At 59.5% G+C, this 21,191-nt stretch carries 16 protein-coding genes; 8 read left to right on the top strand and 8 right to left on the bottom strand.

Features of this window, described 5'->3' with window-relative positions; translation table 11 throughout:
• Positions 1-81 precede the first annotated feature (81 nt).
• The 6 genes from ACWKV5_RS23055 (at position 82) to ACWKV5_RS23030 (ending at position 10,364) form a co-directional block, all read left to right on the top strand.
• Positions 82-378, top strand: a complete 297-nt coding sequence (locus ACWKV5_RS23055; RefSeq protein ID WP_483843119.1) for a pyrroloquinoline quinone biosynthesis protein PqqE — start codon at positions 82-84, stop codon at positions 376-378.
• A 278-nt stretch (positions 379-656) separates the two neighbouring features.
• Complete coding sequence (locus tag ACWKV5_RS23050; RefSeq protein WP_123433064.1) at positions 657-2,462, top strand: phenylacyl-CoA dehydrogenase; 1,806 nt, start codon at positions 657-659, stop codon at positions 2,460-2,462.
• A 469-nt stretch (positions 2,463-2,931) separates the two neighbouring features.
• Positions 2,932-5,073 (top strand): cytochrome-c peroxidase, encoded by a 2,142-nt coding sequence (locus ACWKV5_RS23045; RefSeq protein ID WP_483843118.1) that lies wholly within the window; start codon positions 2,932-2,934, stop codon positions 5,071-5,073.
• Positions 5,074-5,219: 146 nt separating this feature from the next.
• Positions 5,220-6,509 (top strand): GGDEF domain-containing protein, encoded by a 1,290-nt coding sequence (locus ACWKV5_RS23040; RefSeq protein ID WP_123433066.1) that lies wholly within the window; start codon positions 5,220-5,222, stop codon positions 6,507-6,509.
• A 90-nt stretch (positions 6,510-6,599) separates the two neighbouring features.
• Positions 6,600-8,396: an acyl-CoA dehydrogenase C-terminal domain-containing protein gene (locus ACWKV5_RS23035; protein WP_483843117.1), complete on the top strand. Its 1,797-nt coding sequence runs from the start codon at positions 6,600-6,602 to the stop codon at positions 8,394-8,396.
• A gap of 189 nt (positions 8,397-8,585) precedes the next feature.
• The gene (locus ACWKV5_RS23030; RefSeq protein ID WP_483843116.1) at positions 8,586-10,364 is read left to right on the top strand and encodes an acyl-CoA dehydrogenase C-terminal domain-containing protein; all 1,779 of its coding nucleotides are present in this window, start codon (positions 8,586-8,588) and stop codon (positions 10,362-10,364) included.
• 228 nt (positions 10,365-10,592) lie between these two features.
• On the opposite strand, the gene ACWKV5_RS23025 is transcribed toward ACWKV5_RS23030, so the two are convergent.
• Positions 10,593-11,522, bottom strand: coding sequence for a LysR family transcriptional regulator (locus tag ACWKV5_RS23025; protein WP_483843115.1), 930 nt, complete (start codon positions 11,520-11,522; stop codon positions 10,593-10,595).
• A 169-nt stretch (positions 11,523-11,691) separates the two neighbouring features.
• Here ACWKV5_RS23025 and ACWKV5_RS23020 point away from each other — a divergent pair, with 169 nt between their 5' ends.
• Positions 11,692-12,927 (top strand): aspartate aminotransferase family protein, encoded by a 1,236-nt coding sequence (locus tag ACWKV5_RS23020; RefSeq protein ID WP_483843114.1) that lies wholly within the window; start codon positions 11,692-11,694, stop codon positions 12,925-12,927.
• A gap of 206 nt (positions 12,928-13,133) precedes the next feature.
• Positions 13,134-13,292: a YqaE/Pmp3 family membrane protein gene (locus ACWKV5_RS23015; protein ID WP_007904205.1), complete on the top strand. Its 159-nt coding sequence runs from the start codon at positions 13,134-13,136 to the stop codon at positions 13,290-13,292.
• 133 nt (positions 13,293-13,425) lie between these two features.
• On the opposite strand, the gene ACWKV5_RS23010 is transcribed toward ACWKV5_RS23015, so the two are convergent.
• The 7 genes from ACWKV5_RS23010 to pqqF form a co-directional block, all read right to left on the bottom strand.
• Positions 13,426-15,249: a S9 family peptidase gene (locus tag ACWKV5_RS23010; protein WP_483843113.1), complete on the bottom strand. Its 1,824-nt coding sequence runs from the start codon at positions 15,247-15,249 to the stop codon at positions 13,426-13,428.
• Positions 15,215-16,369 carry a pyrroloquinoline quinone biosynthesis protein PqqE gene (gene pqqE, locus ACWKV5_RS23005; protein WP_177327636.1) on the bottom strand — a complete coding sequence of 385 codons (1,155 nt, stop codon included), beginning with the start codon at positions 16,367-16,369 and terminating at the stop codon, positions 15,215-15,217. Before pqqE ends, ACWKV5_RS23010 begins: the two co-directional genes overlap by 35 nt.
• Entirely contained in the window at positions 16,362-16,637 is a 276-nt protein-coding gene (pqqD, locus tag ACWKV5_RS23000) for a pyrroloquinoline quinone biosynthesis peptide chaperone PqqD (RefSeq protein WP_483843112.1), read from the bottom strand. Before pqqD ends, pqqE begins: the two co-directional genes overlap by 8 nt.
• Positions 16,634-17,386, bottom strand: a complete 753-nt coding sequence (gene pqqC, locus ACWKV5_RS22995; RefSeq protein WP_483843111.1) for a pyrroloquinoline-quinone synthase PqqC — start codon at positions 17,384-17,386, stop codon at positions 16,634-16,636. The genes pqqD and pqqC overlap by 4 nt, the downstream gene beginning before the upstream one ends.
• Before the next feature lie 127 nt (positions 17,387-17,513).
• Positions 17,514-18,425: a pyrroloquinoline quinone biosynthesis protein PqqB gene (pqqB, locus tag ACWKV5_RS22990; protein ID WP_483843110.1), complete on the bottom strand. Its 912-nt coding sequence runs from the start codon at positions 18,423-18,425 to the stop codon at positions 17,514-17,516.
• 76 nt (positions 18,426-18,501) lie between these two features.
• Positions 18,502-18,576: a pyrroloquinoline quinone precursor peptide PqqA gene (gene pqqA / locus ACWKV5_RS22985; RefSeq protein ID WP_009045898.1), complete on the bottom strand. Its 75-nt coding sequence runs from the start codon at positions 18,574-18,576 to the stop codon at positions 18,502-18,504.
• 155 nt (positions 18,577-18,731) lie between these two features.
• Positions 18,732-21,149 carry a pyrroloquinoline quinone biosynthesis protein PqqF gene (gene pqqF, locus ACWKV5_RS22980; RefSeq protein ID WP_483843109.1) on the bottom strand — a complete coding sequence of 806 codons (2,418 nt, stop codon included), beginning with the start codon at positions 21,147-21,149 and terminating at the stop codon, positions 18,732-18,734.
• Positions 21,150-21,191 lie beyond the last annotated feature (42 nt).

The following is a 21,191-nucleotide window of genomic DNA, read 5'->3' as shown; positions in this document are numbered from 1 at the left end:
CATTAGTGTTTTTATCGGGCGTTTTGCCATCATGTCTGATTCAATGCCCGCTATTGATCCCCTTGCCGGACGAGTTCTCCCATGCAGATTTCAGGTAACACTGCTTTTTATGCGGGTCTGAGCACCATTCAGACAGGGCAGAACCGCGTCGATCAAGCCGCCGGGCAGATCGCCAATAACACCATTGAGCGTTCGGTGACCAGCCAGTCTTCCGAAGTTCAGGTGGATCGCCTGCGTTCGGTTGATCGCAGTCAGCGATCCGACCTGACCAGCAATGTCATCGAGATGACTCAAGGCAAATTCCAGGTGGAAGCGGGCGCTAAAGTTGCCAAGGCTTCAGACGAAATGCTCGGAACGTTGATCGATACATTCGCTTGATCCCTCGCTGAAACCGCTTCTGGAACGCCGCGACTTTTCGCGGCGTTTTTCTGCGTAAGTCCTTCTCCCTCAACTAATCTTTTCTACACGGCACCTTTGCTTGAGCATCGGTGGTGCGCTGCTGCGTGTCCGGCAGATCGCTGAGTCGATGACAAACGGCCCAAGATCGACGCTTGACAAGATTTGGGCGTAAACGTATGTTTCAAACAACTGTTTGACCGCCACAACAAATCCACGCGGTCGTTCATTCCCGGTTACATCAGCAGAGGTTTATCGCTATGCCTGACTACAAGGCCCCCTTGCGTGATATTCGCTTCGTTCGTGACGAACTGCTCGGCTACGAAGCGCACTATCAGAGCCTTCCGGCTTGTGCGGACGCAACTCCGGACATGGTTGACGCCATTCTCGAGGAAGGCGCCAAGTTCTGTGAGCAGGTACTGGCTCCGCTGAACCGCGTGGGTGACACCGAAGGCTGCACCTGGAGTGAGTCCGGCGTTAAAACCCCGACGGGTTTCAAAGAAGCCTACAAACAATTCGTTGAAGGCGGCTGGCCTAGCCTGGCGCACGACGTAGAGCACGGTGGCCAAGGCCTGCCGGAGTCTCTGGGTCTGGCTGTGAGCGAAATGGTTGGCGAAGCCAACTGGTCGTGGGGCATGTACCCAGGCCTGTCCCATGGCGCGATGAACACCATTTCCGAACACGGCACGCCTGAGCAACAAGACGCGTACCTGACCAAACTGGTTTCCGGCGAGTGGACCGGCACCATGTGCCTGACCGAACCGCACTGCGGCACCGACCTGGGCATGCTGCGCACCAAGGCCGAACCTCAGGCCGACGGTTCCTACAAAGTATCCGGCACCAAGATCTTCATCTCGGCCGGTGAACACGACATGGCCGACAACATCGTCCACATCGTACTGGCCCGCCTGCCGGATGCACCGGCTGGCACCAAAGGCATTTCGCTGTTCATCGTGCCGAAGTTCATGCCGAACGCGGACGGTTCGATCGGCGCTCGCAACGCGGTGAGCTGTGGTTCCCTGGAACACAAGATGGGCATCCACGGTAACGCCACTTGCGTGATGAACTTCGACGCGGCCACCGGCTTCCTGATCGGCCCGGCGAACAAAGGCCTGAACTGCATGTTCACCTTCATGAACACCGCACGTCTGGGTACCGCACTGCAAGGCCTGGCCCATGCTGAAATCGGCTTCCAGGGCGGCCTGAAATACGCTCGCGATCGTCTGCAAATGCGCTCCCTGACTGGCCCGAAAGCGCCGGAAAAAGCAGCTGACCCGATCATCGTTCACCCAGACGTACGTCGCATGCTGTTGACCATGAAGGCATTCGCCGAAGGCAACCGTGCAATGGTTTACTTCACTGCCAAGCAAGTCGACATCGTCAAGTACGGCGTGGATGAAGAAGAGAAAAAGAAAGCCGACGCACTGCTGGCCTTCATGACGCCAATCGCCAAAGCCTTCATGACTGAAGTTGGTTTTGAATCGGCCAACCACGGCGTACAAATCTACGGCGGCCACGGCTTCATCGCCGAGTGGGGCATGGAGCAGAACGTTCGCGACAGCCGCATCTCGATGCTGTACGAAGGCACCACCGGTATCCAGGCACTCGACCTGCTGGGCCGTAAAGTGCTGATGACCCAAGGCGAGGCCCTGAAAGGCTTCACCAAGATCGTCCACAAGTTCTGCCAGACCAACGAAGGCAACGAAGCGGTTCAAGAGTTCGTCGCACCGCTGGCTGCACTGAACAAAGAATGGGGCGAGCTGACCATGAAGGTCGGTATGGCGGCCATGAAGGATCGCGAAGAAGTCGGCGCGGCCTCCGTGGACTACCTGATGTACTCCGGTTACGCCTGCCTGGCCTACTTCTGGGCTGACATGGCGCGCCTGGCTGCCGAGAAACTGGCTGCCGGCACTTCCGAAGAGGCGTTCTACACCGCCAAGTTGCAGACTGCGCGCTTCTACTTCCAGCGCATCCTGCCGCGTACCCGCACTCACGTTGCAACCATGCTGTCGGGCGCCAACAACCTGATGGACATGAAAGAAGAGAACTTCGATCTGGGCTACTAAGCCTTAACGCAGTGCTTCAAAAAAGCCGCCGCTCCTTCGGGAGTGGCGGTTTTTTTTTGCTTTATACAAACAATAAGTAGTCGCCGATACTGCAACTAGTGCCTTTGTCTTCAATTAACTAACGTGGGCAAATTTTTTTCAGTATTAAATAAGTAAAATAACTTGTTTTGCAATTGCGGGGCCAAAACGGAAGGCCTCGCAGGCGCTTGGGCTATGGCCGTGAGGCCTTCCGTGGCTGGGGAATTGCCCCCCGGTAATGGGGGATTTACACCAAAGTTGAGGCTTGAATAAAAGTTCAAAATTAATTTGTATTTCTGCTGTTGAAATCTTTTGTAACAGCTACAGTTCAATTAAGCGCCTGCCACGGTGCCTTCCGTAGCGTTTCAACTTCGGCAACGACAAAGTCTAACTTTGCCAGTTGAGTGACGCCTCATGCCCGGCAACTCCATCACTGAATCGGGGTGTCATCATGGTGAACTTGAGCCTTTTTGTTCGAACTGTCCGTCTGCCCTGCGTGATCGTCTGCGGGCTGCTCGTTATCAGTCTGCCCGCCAAACATGCATTCGCGGCGACGGCGGCAGAAGTTGATCTGCCCGTGCCGGAAGTCCCTTCCCTGCAGACGCTGCACGGCCTGATCCCGCCTGACCCTTCCGGCACCGAAGGCGGGCGCAAGGTCGACCTGATGACCGACTATGTGCTTAATCGCTCGGCGGCGGTTCTGCTGGGCAAGGCACTGTTCTGGGACATGGAGATCGGTAGCGATGGCTCCACGGCGTGTGCATCCTGCCACTTTCATGCGGGTGTCGATCACCGGATCACCAACCAGATCAACCCGGGCCAGGCCAGCACCCATGCCAACGTTTCATCGATCTTCAACAAGCCGTTTGTAGCCTCCGATATTCCCGGCGACGTTCCTTCCTACGCGACCCTGTCCGCCGGCAAGGGCGGCCCGAACTACACGTTGAAGAAAACCGATTTTCCGACCCACGTGTTGGCCGATCCGCTGGATCGCAACTCGGCGATTGTCTACTCGACCGACGATGTGGTCGGCTCGCAAGGGGTATTCGATGCCAACTTCGTCAAACCGAATCAGCCGCGCTTCGACAAATGCACGCAGCAACCGGACGGCGTGTTTCAGGTCGGCGGTATCAACGTGCGGCGCAGCACCGGACGCAATGCCCCGACGGTGATCAACGCCGCGTTCAACGTGCGTAACTTCTGGGACGGACGGGCCAATAACGTGTTCAACGGCTTTTCGCCGTTCGGCAATCGCGACCCCGATGCCGGGATCTTCGTCACCAGCGATCGCAGCGGGGTGGCCACCAAGGTTCGGCTGGCCCTCAACGATGCCTCTGCCGCCTCGCAGGCTGTTGGCCCACCGGGCAGCCCCGTGGAAATGTCCTGCGGCGGGCGCACCTTCGCCGACATTGGCCGACGCATGCTCGACTCGCTGATGCTCAAGCAGCAGCGGATTTCATCCACCGACTCTGTGCTGGGCCCGGTTTCCGGCGCCCGCCGTCCGACCTACAGAGAATTGATCAAGGCCGCTTTCCAGCCTCGGCTATGGAACGCCACGCAACAGGTTTCGCTCGGCGGCGCGCCGTACACCCAGATGGAGGCCAACTTCCCGCTGTTCTTCGGGCTGGCGATTCAGATGTACGAATCCACCCTGGTCTCCGACCAGGCCCCCGTGGATGCCTACTTGCAAGGCAATCAGCAGGCGATGAATGCACAGCAGGTCGAAGGGATGAACCTGTTCCTCGGCAAGGGCAAGTGCGTCAATTGTCACGGCGGAGCGGAGTTGACCAACGCTGCCAGCCGGTTGCTGTTCCATCCCCGTGAGCGGATCGAACGGATGCTGATGGCTGACAACCTCACCGCGCTGTACGACAACGGTTTCTACAACACCGGTGTGCGCCCGACGTCGGAAGACCTGGGGCTCGGTGGGTCCGACGCATGGGGCAACCCGCTGGCGTTCACTCGCGAATACAACACCCAGTTGCAGGGCATCAATGTGCCGGATCCGCTGGACGTGGATGTGTGCACCTTCGAAGCGCTGTTGAGTGCGGGATTGCCCTGCGATTCGACGCTCAAACCCAACGTCGGTTTCCACGATGCGGTGGATGGCGCTTTCAAAACCCCAACGCTGCGCAACATCGCGCTGACCGGGCCGTACTTCCACAACGGCAGCCGCTCGACACTCAGGCAGGTCGTCGAGTTCTACAACCGCGGTGGTGACCGGCGCGGCTCGGAAGCGAACAACACCAGCGGCTTCGATCATCCAAGTGTGAATCAGCACAACACCTCCAACCTTGATCCGGACATGACCGCCCTGAACCTGACGCCTGATGAAGTGGACGCACTGGTCAAGTTCATGGAAGTCGGGCTGACCGATCAGCGCGTGGCCTGGGAACAGGCGCCTTTCGATCATCCATCGCTGGTCATTCCACAAGGCCATATCGGTGATGAAAACGCCGTGACGTTGAAGCCGGTCAGTCCGAAAATCACCACCCGACAAGCGGCAGATGCGCTGATTACACTCAAACCGGTCGGTGCGGAAGGGCGCCCGGCTACGGAAGGGCCACTCTTGCCGTTCTACAACGATCTCTGATGGACTGATGTGACCGGCCGCGCTGTTTGCGGCCAGTCACGCACCCGCTAAAAAAACCTGACATTTCGCTCAGTAAGTCGAGGTTTCTGCCGTTACAGTAGGTGGGCACAATGCCATCTATTGTCATGACGGTCGGAGCTTTACCCTTGCCGCGTTCTTCCGCTGTACGTTTCAGCCATTTCCTACCGTCGTTACTGCTTTTACTTGCGGGGCTTGCGGCTGCCTACATCAAGGATCTGAACGTTTTCTTCACTTCGCTGTTCAACGTCCTGCCGACGTTGGTGCTGTTGCTCGGCGGTGCGTATTGCGCGGTTTACCGACGTCAGCGCGAGCTGTTTCTGATGGTCACGGTGTACATCGCCTACTTTTTGCTCGACACCCAGACCGACTATTACCGCGACAACGGCAAAGTCCGCGAAGACGCCGCCGTGGTTTTCCATTTGTGTTGCCTGTTGCTGCCGCTGTTGTTCGGCGTTTTCGCGGCCTGGCAGGAGCGCACGCACCTGTTTCAAGACATGGTCGCGCGCTTCGCGGTATTGCTGGCCGTCGGCAGTGTCGCGTTGGGACTGGAGCAGAGTTACCCACAAGCGTTGCTGATGTGGTTGTCGGAAATCCGCTGGCCGGCACTGCATGGCGCCTGGATGAGCCTGATTCAGCTGGCTTACCCGGTGTTCATCGCTTCGTTCCTGTTGCTGAGCTGGCAATACTGGCGCAACCCGCGACCGTTGCACGCCGCGCAACTGGTGGGTTTGCTCGGGTTGTTCTGGGCGCTGCCGAAAACCTTCATTCTTCCGTTTACCCTGAACATCATGTGCAGTCAGGTGATGCTGATGATTGCCGCAGCGGTCGCGCATGAGGCCTATCAAATGGCATTCCGCGACGAACTCACCGGTCTGCCGGGCCGTCGCGCCTTGAACGAGCGGATGCAGCGCTTGGGGCGTAATTACGTGCTGGCCATGAGCGACGTCGATCACTTCAAGAAATTCAACGACACCCACGGTCACGATGTCGGCGACCAGGTGCTGCGACTGGTCGCCAGCAAACTGTCGAAAATCGGCGGTGGCGGTAGGGCATATCGCTATGGCGGTGAGGAATTTGCGTTGGTGTTCGCAGGCAAGACGCTCGAAGAGTGCATGCCGCACCTGGAAGTCATCCGCGAATCCATCGCCACCTACAATATTCAGCTGCGCAATCAGGACAACCGGCCTCAGGACGACCAGCAAGGTCGTCAGCGCCGCTCGGGCCCGGGTGCTTCGAGTGTGTCAGTCACGGTCAGCATCGGCGTCGCCGAACGCGTGGAGCAGCGCACCCCTGAAAAGGTTCTCAAATCGGCGGACGAAGCGCTCTACAGCGCCAAGGGTGCCGGACGAAACTGCGTGGTGGCGTTCGGTCAGACCCGACGTGGCGCCGTGCGAATGGACGCCGCTGCGGGTTGAGTGATGATGGCGCATTCAGCGTCTGGACTGTGATTGTGAGGCGTGGTGCCCGGCAGTAGGTTTGAAGCATCTGCTGACGGAGTAACGACCATGCCTGAGTACAAAGCTCCCCTGCGCGACATGCGCTTTCTGATCGACCACGTCTTCGACTTCCACAGCAACTACGCTGCGCTGGGCGCCACCGAGGCCAGCCCGGACATGATCAACGCCATCCTCGAAGAAGGCGCGAAGTTCTGTGAGAACGTTCTGGCCCCGTTGAATCGCAGCGGCGACGAAGAGGGCTGCCATTTCGACAATGGCGTGGTAACGACGCCTACAGGCTTCAAGCAAGCTTTCGCACAATACGTCGAGGGCGGCTGGCACGGTCTGGCGGCGGACCCCGCGTACGGCGGCCAGGGCTTGCCGAGTTCGTTGGGGCTGGTGATCAGCGAAATGGTCGGTTCCAGCAACACTTCCTGGGGCATGTACCCGGGCCTGACTCACGGCGCGATGTCGGCGATCCACGCCCACGGCACTGAAGAACAGAAAAACACCTACCTGAGCAAACTCACCGCGGGCCAATGGACCGGCACCATGTGCCTGACTGAAGCCCATTGCGGTACTGACCTGGGCATCATCAAGACCCGCGCCGTGCCTTCAGCCGATGGCAGCTACGCGATCTCCGGCAGCAAGATTTTCATCTCGGCCGGCGAGCACGACATGAGCGACAACATCATTCATCTGGTGCTGGCGAAATTGCCGGACGCGCCGGCCGGCACCCGCGGCATCTCGCTGTTTATCGTGCCTAAATTCCTGCCCGATACCGAGGGCGAGGCGGGCGAGCGCAATGGCGTTTCCTGCGGATCGATCGAACACAAAATGGGCATCAAGGCTTCGGCGACGTGCGTCCTGAACTTCGATGGCGCCAAGGGTTTCTTGATCGGGGAGCCGAACAAAGGCCTGAACTGCATGTTCACCATGATGAACCATGCGCGCCTCGGCACCGGGATGCAGGGATTGTGTCTGGGCGAAGCGAGCTTTCAAGGCGCGATCAAATACGCCAACGACCGCCTGCAAATGCGTTCGCTGACGGGCCCGAAAGCGCCAGAGAAAGCCGCCGACCCGATCATCGTCCATCCTGACGTGCGCCGGATGTTGCTCACCATGAAAGCCTTCAACGAAGGTAACCGCGCACTGACTTACTTCACCGCGCAGTTGCTGGACGTGGCGCATCTGAGCCCGGATGAAAGCGCGCGCCAGGATGCCGAAGACCTGCTGGCCTTCCTGACGCCAATCTGCAAAGCCTTCATGACCGATACCGGGCTGGAAGTGACCAACTTCGGCATGCAGGTGTTTGGCGGGCACGGGTTCATTCGTGAATGGGGCATGGAGCAGTTGGTCCGCGACTGCCGGATCGCGCCGATCTACGAAGGCACCAACGGTATTCAGGCGCTGGATTTGCTCGGGCGCAAAGTGCTCGGCAGTCAGGGTAAGCTGCTGCGTGGTTTCACCAAGATCGTCCATAAGTTCTGTGCGGCGAACGCTGAACACCCGCAGCTCGGTAGCTACGTAGCGCAACTCAACACACTGAATCAGCAGTGGGGCGAACTGACCACCCAAGTCGGCATGGCCGCGATGAAGAATGCCGACGAAGTCGGCGCTGCGTCGGTGGATTACCTGATGTACAGCGGTTACATCATTCTCGGCTATCTATGGCTGCGCATGGCGCTGGTGGCTCAGGCGCAACTCGATGCGGGCAGCGGCGAGGCCGATTATTGCCAGGGCAAACTCGCGACCAACGAGTTTTACTTCAAGCGTTTGCTGCCGCGTACTGCCGCTCATCGGGCAGCCATCGAGGCGGGCAGTGATTGCCTGATGAAGCTGCCAGCGGAGTTGTTTGCGCTTTAGTCTTTTAAAATGAGTAACAAAGAAAGCTCGCGTCACTGCGGGCTTTTTTATGACCAAATGGTCAGTGACCAATCATTACAAAACGGTCATGGGCTGACCCTATGTGTCGTAAAAGTTGTTGGGTTACACTCGGACCCAACGACTGCACCACTCCTACGAATCACCTGTTTAGATCTTGCGAGGTTTGCCATGGCTGACTACAAAGCGCCCCTGCGCGATATGCGCTTCGTTCTCAATGAAGTTTTCGAGGTCACCAAACTCTGGGCCGAGCTGCCCGCGTTGGCCGAGACCGTCGATGCGGAAACCGTCGAAGCCATTCTTGAAGAAGCCGGCAAGGTCACCAGCAAAAGCATCGCGCCCCTGAGCCGTGCAGCTGACGAAGAAGGTTGCCATTGGGCGGACGGTGCCGTCACCACGCCGGCAGGTTTCCCACAGGCTTATCAGACTTACGCTGAAGGCGGTTGGGTCGGCGTGGGTGGTGATCCGACCTACGGCGGCATGGGCATGCCCAAGGCTGTTTCGGCTCAGGTCGAAGAAATGGTCAACTCCGCCAGCCTGTCGTTCGGTCTGTACCCGATGCTGACCGCCGGCGCCTGCCTGTCGATCAACGCCCACGCCAGTGACGAGCTGAAAGCCGCGTACCTGCCGAACATGTACGCCGGCGTCTGGGCCGGTTCGATGTGCCTGACCGAGCCACACGCCGGTACTGACCTGGGGATCATCCGCACCAAGGCTGAACCTCAGGCCGACGGTTCCTACAAAGTCAGCGGCACCAAGATCTTCATCACCGGTGGCGAGCACGACCTGACCGAAAACATCATTCACCTGGTGCTGGCCAAGCTGCCGGACGCGCCGGCCGGTCCGAAAGGTATTTCGCTGTTCCTGGTGCCGAAGTTCATGGTCAACGCCGACGGCAGCCTCGGCGCACGTAACCCGGCGAACTGCGGTTCGATCGAACACAAGATGGGCATCCAGGCGTCCGCGACCTGCGTGATGAACTTCGACGAAGCCATCGGTTACCTGGTCGGCGAGCCGAACAAGGGCCTGGCGGCGATGTTCACCATGATGAACTACGAGCGTCTGGGCGTCGGTATCCAGGGCCTCGCGACTGGCGAGCGCTCCTATCAAAACGCCGTTGAATACGCTCGCGACCGTCTGCAAAGCCGTTCGCCGACTGGCGCGCAGAACAAAGACAAAGTCGCCGACCCGATCATCGTCCACCCGGACGTGCGTCGCATGCTGCTGACCATGAAAGCCTCGAACGAAGGCGGTCGTGCGTTTTCGACTTACGTGGCCATGCAATTGGACACCGCCAAATTCAGCGAAGACGCGACCACCCGCAAACGCGCTGAAGACCTGGTGGCGTTGCTGACCCCGGTGGCCAAGGCGTTCCTGACTGACCTCGGTCTGGAAACCACGGTCCACGGCCAACAGGTGTTCGGCGGCCACGGTTACATCCGTGAGTGGGGCCAGGAACAACTGGTGCGCGACGTGCGCATCACGCAGATCTACGAAGGCACCAACGGCATTCAGGCGCTGGACCTGGTCGGGCGCAAGATCGTCGGCACCGGCGGGGCGTTCTACAACCTGTTCGCTGACGAGATCCGTCACTTCACCGCGACGGCCAGCGCCGATCTGGCCGAGTTCACCAAGCCGCTGAACGACGCCGTGACCACCCTCGACGAGCTGACCGCCTGGTTGCTCGACCGCGCGAAAAACAACCCGAATGAAATCGGCGCGGCATCGGTCGAGTACCTGCAAACCTTCGGTTACGTGGCGTACGCCTACATGTGGGCGTTGATGGCCAAAGCCGCGTTGGGTAAAGAAACACAGGACGATTTCTACGCCAGCAAGCTGGGCACGGCGCGCTTCTATTTCGCCCGTCTGCTGCCACGCATTCACTCGTTGAGCGCGTCGGTGAAGGCCGGTAGCGAGTCCCTGTTCTTGCTCGACGCTGCGCAGTTCTGACAAATGTGACGTCATGTAAGCATTCTCTTACATGGCGTGCTGCTGTTTTCCCATAGGCGTAGATTGGATCCACAGCTAATCTACTTCACATGGACGTCGCGCAGGAAGCGCAAAGCAACAACACGGACACGTAGGATTCTGCCAGGACGGCGGAGTGAAATGGATGTCAGGGAAACAGTCTGCAAAGCCCCGCTTCGGCGGGGTTTTCTTTTGCCCGCAGAAAAGTGCTCAGCTCAGTCCGTCGAGGGTTTTCGAGCGGTTCAAGCGTTCATCGGGCCCGTTCATCACTTCCTCCAACAGCGTGCGTAACAAGGCCAGCGAGGTCTGTTGCCGCTGTACATCCCGGCAGACCAATCCGACTTTCAGCGGCACTCGCGGCTCAGTCAGCGGTTTCCACAGCAGTTCGTTATTGCCGAGCGCCTTTTGCGAGCGTCCGGGCAGCACAGTCGCCAGTCGGGTATGTGGCAGGCTGTCGAGAATCCCCGCCATGTTGTTCAACTCCGCCTGTACCTGTGGGCGCCTGCCAAGGTTGGCCAGTTGCGTCTGCCAGATCTGTCGCACCTGGAACTCTTCTCCCAGCAACAGCATCGGCAACTCGGCGGCCTGACTCATGGAGACTTTCTTGAACTCTCGCAGCGGATGATCGGCAGGGATGACCAGGGTCAGTTCATCTTCGTACAGCATCACGCCATGCAACCCTGGCTGGCGCGGCGGCAGGTAGCTGATGCCGATGTCCAGCGAGCCGTTAAGCAGGCGTCGCTCGATTTCCAGCCCGGTCAGTTCGTAGATCTGCACCACCAGATGCGGTTGAGCCTTGCGTACCCGCTCAAGCATCTGCGGCACCAGGCTGGTGTGTACGGTTTGCAGTACACCGATGGCCAGTGTGCGCAGCGCCTGTCCCTTGAAATTGCCCAATGCCTCGCGCGCCCGCTGCATGCCGTCGAGTAATGGCACTGCATGGTTGTACAAAGTATGAGCGGCCAGGGTGGGCAGCAGGCGTTTGCTGCTGCGCTCAAACAGGCTCACATCAAGGTTCTGTTCGAGGTGCCGGATCTGCTGGGACAACGCCGGTTGGGAGATTGAAAGCCGCTCGGCAGCCCGGCCGACGTGGCCTTCTTCGTAGACCGCGACGAAATAACGCAGTTGCTTGAAATCCATAAGGGATGCTTATCGAAAATGCTGGGAAATCGAAATGGCTCAAGGCCGTGCAAGCGCCTAGTCTAACCGCATTCACAAGGCTTACAGGGCCATAGAACGCGATGAATACCGTTTTCGCCGAAGGCGTTTACATAGGTAAGGCAAAAAACCTCAATCGAGGTTTTTCTGGATGAACCTGTTCAATTTGCGGCGTAATCCGCCGTGTCTTGATGACCTTGCTGTGGACACTTTCCAGCCGTCCCACCGCGACAACCTTTCCAGCGAGTACCTGATGCCCAGCGTCGAGCGGCCGAAACAGATTTTCGTGCGTGGCCAAGGCTCCTGGTTATGGGACAGCGATGACCGCGCTTACCTGGATTTCACGCAAGGTGGCGGGGTCAACAGCTTGGGGCACAGCCCCTCAGTATTGGTCCAGGCGATTTCGCAACAGGCTCAATCACTGATCAATCCCGGTTTTGCTGTGCACAATCGCGGCATGCTCAACCTTGCCGGGCGCCTCTGCACCGCCACTGGCAGTGATCAGGCGTACTTGCTCAACAGCGGCCGCGAAGCGTGTGACGCGGCAATCAAACTGGCGTGTCAGTGGGGCCAGCGCTATCGCGGTGGAGCTTCACGCATCGTCGTTGCCGGCAACGGCTGCCTTGACCGTCGTTTCGGAACGAAGGCGGATTTGCACCCTGTTCCCTTCAATGATCTTGTGGCAATGCATGCAGCGGTCGACGCCCGGACCGTAGCAATCATGCTTGAACCGATCCAGAACGCGGCGGGAGTAATCCCGGCTACCGAGCATTACCTCAAGGGTGTGGAACGCCTGTGTCGTGAGCTGGGGATTCTGCTGATTCTCGACGAAGTGCAAACCGGTATCGGGCGTTGCGGCACATTGCTCGCCGAACAGTCCTACGGCGTTCGGGCAGATATCGTCGTCCTCGGCGAAGGATTGGGCGGTGGCGTGCCGCTCGCTACGTTGCTGGCGCGAGGCAAGGCCTGCTGTTTCGACGTGGGCGACCTGAGCGGTATTCATCACGGCAATGCCTTGATGACGGCGGCCGGGCTGGCGGTACTCGACAGCGTGCAGGACAAGGGGTTTCTCGAGCATGTCAGGGAAACCGGGCAGCACCTGCGTGAAGGCCTCGGGCGCCTGGCTCACCGGTATGGCCACGGCGAATTGCGTGGGCAAGGGCTGCTTTGGGGGCTGACGCTGTCGGACGATTCGGCTGACGCCGTGGTCAGTGCCGCGCTGTACGAAGGCCTGTCACTCAGCGCCCCGCAACCCGACTGCTTGCGCTTCACCCCCGCGCTGACGGTCAGCAACGCCAACATCGACGAAATGCTTCTGCGCCTGACCCGCGCCTTCTCCCGTGTGCGCACCGCACAATTGCAGTGCCGTAAAGGGATTGCGGTCTGACCGACCCTTTCCCACACAGATTCCAGAACCGTCTCGCGGTAATAACGCATCGCCCCACGTTTGATTCTTTCGCGTGGGGCGTTTTTTTTGTGTGCAATGCACCGCGAAGTTTTGGCTGACGGGGGGAAGGGACTGAACCCTGACGAACGGCACAGGTCGATTAACTGTAGGGCTCACACGAGCCACTTCCAATCAGGAGCTGCCCCATGGACTTTATTCGAATCATCATCGCCATTCTGTTGCCGCCATTGGGTGTGTTTCTGCAAGTCGGTTTCGCCGGCGCGTTCTGGCTGAATATTCTGCTGACGTTGTGCGGTTATATTCCGGGGATCGTGCATGCGGTTTACATCATCGCCAAGCGTTGAGTTTGGCGGCGTCAGGTAGATCGCTTTCGCGAGCAGGCTCGCTCCCACAGGGATTTCTGTACGCCTAAGATCCAATGTGGGAGCGAGCCTGCTCGCGAAGGTGACGCCACAATTTCCGGATTGATCTCGGGCTTCAGTCCCCACGCTCCATCACCCGCCGATAAAACAACCACTCTTGCTCCAGCGCATGGGCCTGATTGCCAGCCTTGCGAAAGCCATGGCGTTCGTCGGCGTAGTAATGCGCTTCAACCAGAACGCCGTTGTCCTGCAGCGCCGTAACCATGTCACGGGTCTGTTGCGGCACGACCACAGCGTCCAGTTCCCCTTGAAAGAAAATCACCGGCACGCTGATGTTGCCCGCATGCAGCAGCGGCGTTCGCGCGGCATAGCGCTCGGCGTCCTCCAAAGGATCGCCGATCAGCCAGTCCAGATAATCGCCTTCGAACTTGTGCGTTGCGCGTCCCAATGCCACGGGATCGCTGACGCCATACAAACTGGCGCCGGCGCGGAAAACTTTCTGAAACGCCAGCGCACACAGGGTCGTATAGCCACCGGCACTGCCGCCGCGAATAAACGCTTTTTTACCGTCGATCAATCCACGTTCGGCGAGATGGGCGACCACTGCGCAGGCGTCTTCCACATCGACGTCGCCCCAGCTCAAATGTAGTGCCTGGCGATAGGCCCGGCCATAGCCGCTGCTGCCTCGGTAGTTGAGATCGGCCACGGCAAAGCCGCGTTGTGCCCAGTATTGAATACGCGGATCGAGCATCGGGTAGCACGCCGATGTGGGGCCGCCATGAATGAACACCACCAGTGGCGGCTTTGCATCCCCGGTCATCGCTGGATAGAAGAAACCGTGGGCTTCACCTGAACCGCTCGGGTAGCGCAGGGTTTGCGGGACGCTGATCTGCGCGGCTGGTAACGGTGCAATCCCGCCGGCCAGTACCTGGACCCGCCGGTTGGAGCGGTCGATGGCGATCACCGCTGACGAACTGACTGGCGATGCGGCGATGCAGTAAATGAATCGCTCATCCAGCGCCAGATGGCGGAAGCGACTGTAGGCACCGGTGAAATCTTCGACGGTCTCACCGCAAAGACCCAGTCGGCCAAAACCCTCTTCGGTCCAACTGGCCAGGTAATCATCTTTACCCAAAGGCAACCAGGTGCAACCTCCGAGTTGCCAAGGCGCCGGCCCGTGATCCGCTGCGGCGCAGGGCAACGGGCGCAAACCGTCTGCAGATTCCACCCATGGCTGCCAAAAACCGCCACGGTCCGTCAGACAAAGCAGTCGACCGCTGTCATCGAATCGAGGCTGTTGCAGTGACTCCTGAATACCCTCGCCAGCCACGCAGCGCGGCGAGGCAAACCCGCCATCGTTTAGACGTTCGGTAACCATCAGCCGCGTCGCGGTCCAGGGCTGATCGGGGCGGCTCCACTCGATCCACGCGAGGCGTTGCGAGTCTGGGCTCAGGGTTGGCGCCGCGTAGAAGTCGGCACCTTCTGCCAGCAGATGACGCGTGCCGTCCTTCACATCAATCGCCACCAATCGATGCCGGTCGCGGTTTTCTTCAACCGCCAAAACCTGGCCGTGGGCGAATTGCAGATCGCCAAAACGGCACTCGCCCGACGTCAGCAACAAAGGCTCGCCTGTGAGCGATTGCCGATACAGCTGCTGGTCCGCCTCGTTGACGAACACTATCCCGTCATCGGTCAGGCAAAACGCGCCACCGCCGTATTCGTACACCCGACTGCGCACGCTGAAACCCGCGGGTGTCAGGCAATGTGCCTGGCCATCGCGCCAATGCCAGATCCGGCAGGCGCCGTCTTCAGGTCGGTACTCGTTCCAGAACAAGCCGTTGCGGCCGACCTGCAACTCGGCAAAGTCGACACCGGCAGCGACGGCTTTAGCCGCGCTGAAGGGCTCAGCTTTTTGCGATGAGGCGTGAGTTTCGTTCATTGCGAAAGGCCAGTTGTTCGATGGTCTGGGTCGCGTGCTCGGCTTCTTCGCGGGCCTTGAGGATCACGCCGTGATGTTCGGATTTGCTGCACACCGGGTCGGCATTGCTCGCATCGCCCGTGAGCATGAACGCCTGGCAGCGACAGCCGCCGAAGTCCTTTTCTTTCTCGTCGCAGGAGCGGCAGGGCTCGGGCATCCAGTCGTAACCGCGAAAACGATTGAAGCCGAACGAGTCGTACCAGATGTGCTGCATGCTGTGGTCGCGCACGTTGGGAAACTGCACCGGCATTTGCCGGGCGCCGTGGCAGGGCAGGGCGGTGCCGTCCGGCGTGACCGTCAGGAAGATGCTGCCCCAGCCATTCATGCAGGCTTTCGGGCGCTCTTCGTAATAGTCCGGCGTGACGAAAATCAGCTTGCACGGATGCCCTTCGGCTTCCAGCTTGGCGCGGTATTCATTGGTGATGCGTTCGGCGCGGACCAGTTGTTCCTTGGTCGGCAACAGGCCGACCCGGTTAAGCTGCGCCCAGCCGTAAAACTGGCAAGTGGCGAGTTCGACGAAGTCTGCTTCCAGTGCGATGCACAGCTCGATGATGCGGTCGATCTTGTCGATGTTGTGCCGATGGGTCACGAAATTCAGCACCATCGGATAGCCGTGAGCCTTCACCGCACGGGCCATTTCCAGCTTCTGTGCGAAGGCTTTTTTCGAGCCGGCCAGCAGGTTGTTCACCTGCTCATCGCTGGCCTGAAAGCTGATCTGGATGTGGTCCAGGCCGGCCTTCTTGAAATCACTGATTTTCTGCTCGGTCAGGCCAATGCCGGAGGTGATCAGATTGGTGTAGAAACCCAGCTTGCGCGCCTCGGCAATCAACTCGGCGAGGTCCTGGCGCACCAGCGGCTCACCACCGGAAAAGCCCAACTGCGCCGCGCCCATTTCCCGCGCTTCGCGGAACACCTTGATCCACTGCTCGGTGCTCAGCTCTTTGCCTTGCTCGGCGAAGTCCAGTGGATTGGAGCAGTACGGGCATTGCAGCGGGCAGCGGTAGGTCAGTTCGGCCAGCAACCACAGCGGCAGGCCGATTTCCGGTTTGGGCGGTAACGTGCCTGACGCAGAATCAGGCAAGTTCGATCCAGTGCTGAGCACGGGCGACCTCCATGAATTGCTCGATGTCTTCACCGAGCTCGGGCACGCCGGGGAACTGCGCGTCCAGTTCGGCAATGATCGAGGCGACATCGCGTTCGCCGTCGATCAAGCCGCCAATCAGCGCGGCGCTTTCATTGAGTTTGATCATGCCTTCCGGGTACAGCAGCACATGGCCTTTCTGCGCCGGTTCGTACTGGAAACGGTAGCCGGTACGCCAGATTGGGGTCTTGCTGCGGTCGAAACTCATAAGGTGATTCCTTTGTGCCAGACCCGTTGTTCGGTCACGCTGTGATACGGCGGGCGTTTCAGTTCGTAGGCCATGCTCATGGCATCGAGCATGCTCCAAAGAATGTCCAGTTTGAACTGGAGAATTTCCAGCATGCGCTCCTGGCCTTCCCGCGTCGTGTAATGCTGCAAAGTGATCGCCAGACCGTGTTCCACATCGCGCCGCGCCTGGCCCAGGCGAGTGCGGAAATACTCGTAGCCGGCCGGGTCGATCCACGGGTAGTGCTGCGGCCAGCTGTCGAGGCGCGATTGGTGGATCTGTGGCGCGAACAGTTCGGTCAGGGAACTGCTGGCGGCTTCCTGCCAACTGGCCCGGCGGGCGAAGTTGACGTAGGCATCGACGGCGAACCGCACGCCGGGCAGGACCAGTTCCTGGGAGCGCAGTTGATCCGGGTCGAGTCCAACCGCCTGGCCAAGCCGCAGCCAGGCTTCGATGCCGCCGTCTTCGCCGGGGGCGCCGTCGTGGTCGAGCAAACGCTGAATCCACTCGCGGCGGATTTCGCGGTCTGGGCAGTTGGCGAGGATCGCGGCGTCTTTCAGGGGGATGTTCACTTGATAGTAGAAGCGGTTGGCGACCCAGCCCTGGATCTGCTCGCGCGTCGCCCGACCGTCATACATCGCCACGTGGTAGGGGTGATGGATGTGGTAATAGGCGCCTTTGGCGCGCAGGGCGGCCTCGAATTCGGCGGGGGACATTGGGGTGTCAGTCATTGCGGTTCTCCGGGTACTACCGGTGGATTCTTTGGTGTCTGGTCTGACGCCTTCGCGAGCAGGCTCGCTCCCACATTGGAATGCGGTCCCCTTGTGGGAGCGAGCCTGCTCGCGAATTGGCTGTCAGCTACAACACAATACTCATGCCGTCATACGCCACTTCAACACCCCGCCGAACCAGCTCGGCACGTTCCGGCGAATCCTCATCCAGAATCGGATTGGTGTTGTTGATGTGGATAAGCACCTTGCGTTGCTCGGGCAATTGCTCCAGCACTTCCAGCATGCCGCCGGGACCGTTCTGCGCCAGATGGCCCATTTCCCGACCGGTGCGGGTGCCGACACCACGGCGCTGCATTTCGTCGTCGTCCCACATCGTGCCGTCCACCAGCAGGCAATCGCTGCCAGCCATGATCTCCAGCAGCGGCGCGTCGACCTTGCCCAGGCCCGGCGCGTAGAACAGCTTGCCGCCAGTGCTCAGGTCTTCAACGATCAGGCCGATGTTATCGCCGGGGTGCGGATCGAAGCGGTGTGGCGAATAGGGCGGGGCTGCGCTGCGCAGCGGCAGCGGCGTGAAACGCAGGTTCGGGCAGGCCGCAATGGTGAAACTGCGATCGAGCTCGATCCGGTTCCAGTCCAGCCCGCCGTTCCAGTGGGTCAGCATGGTGAACAGCGGAAAACCGGTGCTCAAATCTTCATGGACCATGTCAGTGCACCAGACCTGATGCGGACACCCTTCGCGCAGGCTGAGCAGGCCGGTGGTGTGATCGATCTGACTGTCCATCAGGATGATCGCGCTGATGCCGGTGTCGCGCAGGGCCCGACCCGGTTGCATCGGGGCGAAACTCTGGAGTTGGGCGCGAATGTCTGGCGAAGCGTTGCACAGCACCCAGTTCACGCCATCATCGGAAATGGCGATGGACGACTGGGTCCGCGCCTTGGCGTTCAGGCTGCCATCGCGAAAACCGGCGCAGTTCACGCAGTTGCAGTTCCACTGGGGGAAACCGCCGCCAGCGGCGGAACCTAGAATCTGGACAAACATGGCCGCTCCATCATACGAAAACTGAAAATAAAAACGCCTCGGCGAGCCGAGGCGTTGGCACTGCGATACAAAAAGATTAGCGGCTTGCGAAGTACATGGTGACTTCAAAGCCGATACGCAGGTCGGTGTAAGCGGGTTTGGACCAGGACATGGGAGCGCTCCTTCAGGTGATGGGACAGTTGAGGTCTATACATATAGTCCACCTCCAGCCGGAGATGTTCAGATAGTTAGGTTGCTATGTTACTCAAAATTACAGCGCGGTTGCCCGTGAAACTTTGAGAAAGCTAATTGCAGCGCCTGTAATGATCATTTTGTCACTTGCCAAACCGCACTCGGGCTTGGGCCGCTGGCCAGGCAGCGCCATCCACCGAGCGCTCGATTCAATCGCTTTACCGCGTCCAATAGTGCATCGCGGTCGATCAGCAGAATTGTCTGAGGCAGACGCTCCAGATAATCCGACGAGTGGCCAGCCAGTTTGCCCTGCCAGAGCAGTTCGGCTGCCTGTGGGACGGGAAGGGCGTTCAGGTCGAATTGCTCCGCCAAAGACTGACGGTGGGCGGTGAATGTCGCCTCGTCCAAGCCTTCGATCATTCCTGGCAAGTCGCTTAGAAAGTGTTCGATGTGTTCCAGCAAACCTGCCGGTGCAACGCTCGGTGATTGCACGCCGAACAGAATCCCGGCCTGCCCATGGATCTGGCGCAGTGCGCTGAACACGGCATAGCCCAGTTGCAGCTCGACCCGCAGGCGCTGGTAGAACGGCGTCTGGCACAGGTGCGCGAGCAAGCGCCAGGCGGCTTCGTCGGCGATGTCCTGGGTGGCAGTCGGACAGAACAGCAACAGCGCGTTTTCGCTGGAGTCGGTATCGACAGTTGTCCACAGGCGCTGCGCGTTGATCGAGGGCGGCGACGATGGTTGAACCGCAACACCGGGCACGCGGCTCAGCGCCAAACCCATCGCCGCTTGGGTCTGCGCCGACAGGCCAACGGCCAGGCCTTCCCAGCGCGCGCTCGACCAAAGCTGCTGCAAATCCCCTGAGTCAGCAGCGGCTTCAAGACAAAGACCAGGCAGCGACTTCAGCAGTTGCTTGATCGGCATCAATGGGGCGCTTGGCGGTTCATCCTGTGAGCATCCGTGTGTTGTCAGCTCTTTCAAGGCGTGTTCGAGGACAGTTGGCATCGGTGCCTGTAGCCCCGTCATCTTCAACAGCCATTCATTGCCTGAAGCGCTGAAGGAAAAGTCGACACCCGCCTGACGCGCATCTTCGCGCAAGGGCTTCAACTGGTTCTCCAATGTCGACTGAAGACTGGCGAGAGGTGTGAAGTCGAGTTTCCAGCGCAGATAAATCGCCCCTTCATCGGTGTTATCTGGCAGCACCGAACTAAATTGCATCGGGGAGTTTTCGCGCCGACTGCGTGAGCGGTCCTGGGCAAACGTGCGCAGGCCACGGTGTTTGCTGGTCTGCCCGCGAATCAGCCCGGCATTGGCCGCGGGCGCTTCGCTGCGTATAAACGGATTAGGCGTCGGCAGTTGCCATTCGCTGCTGAAGTTATCCACAGCACCGATTTTGTTCAGGATGTCTTTCAGCGCTACAACGCCCTGTTCGGATAACCCTGTTTCCAGTTGCTCGGCGTCCCACTGAGCCATTTGCAAGGCACCGCTGACCTGCTGCTGGCGTTGCACCAGGGCGGCGTATTCTTCGCGCAAGCCGGCCCAGTCTTGATGGGAGGCAAAAAAGCCCAGCCAGTCGAGAAGCGTTTGGCCAATCAGGCTTTTCGATTGAGAAGTGATGAACTGGACGTGCAGCAAGGCTTGCCCGGCGAATTGATACAGCGGCGCAGCTTTCAGGCTGTCCGCCAGGCCCCGTTCTCGCAGTGTCGCCACCAGTCCGCCAGGTTTCACGGCGTTCAGCCAATGGCACAGAAACGCCAGAGCCTCAGGCGATGACTCTGGTAACGCTTCGAACGCGAACAGAAGATCGAGCCGGCGCTCGCCAGCCTGTTGATAAGTTTTTTCCGACGAGTTCACCAGCGCTTCAGGTGCGTGTTGCGGGACTCGTTGCCCGACGGGAATCCCGGTGCCAAAACGCTGAGCCATCTCACGCAGTTGATCTAGACTCTGCGGCCCGGCCAGGCTCAGTGTCATCTGCCCGGTCTGGTAAAACCGCTGATGGAAATCCTGCAACGTTTGCTGAAACTCGGGCTGCTGCACTGGCAGGCTGTCACGATTTCCAGCATGAAACCCGCGCAAGGGATGAGTCGGCGAAAGCCCATCGAACAACGCCAATTGCTGTTGCGCCACCGCATCCAGCGACCAGGCGACGAATTCCGCGTGCAGCACTTCCCGTTCCCGCAACTGATCGTCCGCATTCATACGCGGATGAGCGAGCATGTCTGACAGACGCTCCAGCCCACCGGCAAACGCCTGAGGTGGCAGCTCGAAAAAGAAGTCGGTGGTGCGCTCACTGGTCCGCGCGTTGACCTGACCGCCATGACCCTGAACGTAGGCCATCAGCCCTTGCCCGGTCGGAAATCGCTCCGTCCCCAGAAACAGCAAATGCTCCAGAAAATGCGCCAGACCGGGCCACGCCAGTGGCACATCGTGACTGCCCGCCGCAACACGCAGTACCGCCGCGCAGCGCTTCAAATTCGGGGCATGACGCAACGTCACCCGCAAGCCATTGGCCAGGGTTTCAGTGTGGGGGCGAGGGTGATTCAGCGCAGGCATGAGCACTTCCAGTACAGAGAAGCGCTAATGCTAGCGGATTAC

The organism is Pseudomonas oplopanacis, from assembly GCF_057128725.1.
The sequence above is the reverse complement of the archived record's forward strand: the minus strand, read 5'-3'. Positions and strand labels throughout refer to the sequence as shown.